Source organism: Deinococcus sedimenti (assembly GCF_014648135.1).
GTDB classification, from domain to species: domain Bacteria; phylum Deinococcota; class Deinococci; order Deinococcales; family Deinococcaceae; genus Deinococcus; species Deinococcus sedimenti.
Genome location: NZ_BMQN01000058.1, coordinates 1 through 1,051, shown reverse-complemented (window position 1 = coordinate 1,051; position 1,051 = coordinate 1). Strand labels below are relative to the sequence as shown.

1 protein-coding gene is annotated in these 1,051 nt (G+C 61.8%); it reads right to left on the bottom strand.

The window, feature by feature from the left end; translation table 11 throughout:
• Positions 1-1,051, bottom strand: a 1,051-nt coding sequence (locus IEY69_RS21600) for an IS1 family transposase (RefSeq protein ID WP_444542403.1), incomplete at its 3' end; no start/stop codon positions are given.

Here is a 1,051-nt window from a genome sequence, read left to right as displayed (position 1 = left end):
CCTTCCAGACGTGATCGGTCAGCCCGATCGTCATGGCCGGTGTGCGTTGGAGGTACAACTGACGTCCCTTTGGGACGTCGAGCTTGCTCCGCAGAGCCCGTTGAACTCGGCACCAGTTGTAGATCCCCTGCACCAGATGAGCCAGGCTCTCCCGGTGAATCCTCAGCCTCGCGAACGCGAGGCTTTTCCTCGCCAGGTGCGGGTTCATCCGCCGTGCCGTGGCATTCTGACGCTCCACAGCCGAGGTGTTGGGCTTGTGGTAACCCAACCGCTGTAACTCCTCGTTCACGCGAACCTGAGTGCCGGCCGCGATCTCGGTGCGCACGTTCACGACGCGCTTCCCGGAATACTCCTTGATGATCCGGACATGGGCCGCTGAACGCGGGATCCGGTAGGCGGTCTTCGGGAATCGACCACGTGATCCCTGTCTGGCAGGCCGATACGGCCTGCCGAACACTTCAGGGAACAACGTCTGGTACGACAGAAACCCATCAGTGAACAGCACGAGTCCATGCGGATCTGTCAGGCGTGCTCTGGCGTGCATGAGGAGCGACTGGGTCAGAGCCGCAGTGCGCTCGCCGATCTCGCCCTGGATGAGGAACTTGCTGCTGGGATCGATGACGGTCGCGTCCCATACCGCCTCTTTCTTGCGCCCGACGAATCCGTAGCGTTCGTCCGCTTGAATGCTCGTGACCTTCAGGTCACGAGCATTCAGGTCGTGGAGGTGTCGCGCATGACTTCCGGCAACGCGGACGATGCGCGCGACCGTGGTTCGGTGACAGCCGACCAGATGGCCCGTGGTGACGAAGCTGTTGCCGTGGGTGACATGTTCGACGACGGCGTCAACGGTGTCCTGGGAGCAGCGGGCATTCCAGTAGGGCGTGCCTTTGAGTTCACTGAATTCCGCACTGCACACGGTGCACTTGAGGAGTCGTCGGCGGTGAGGGCCGTATCGTCTGCGGAGCTTTATGGTGCCGTGTTGCGCGTGATGCTGGGATGGACAGGCGGGGTTCTGACAGACGAAACGCTCGAGTGGGAGCTCTTTTGACAC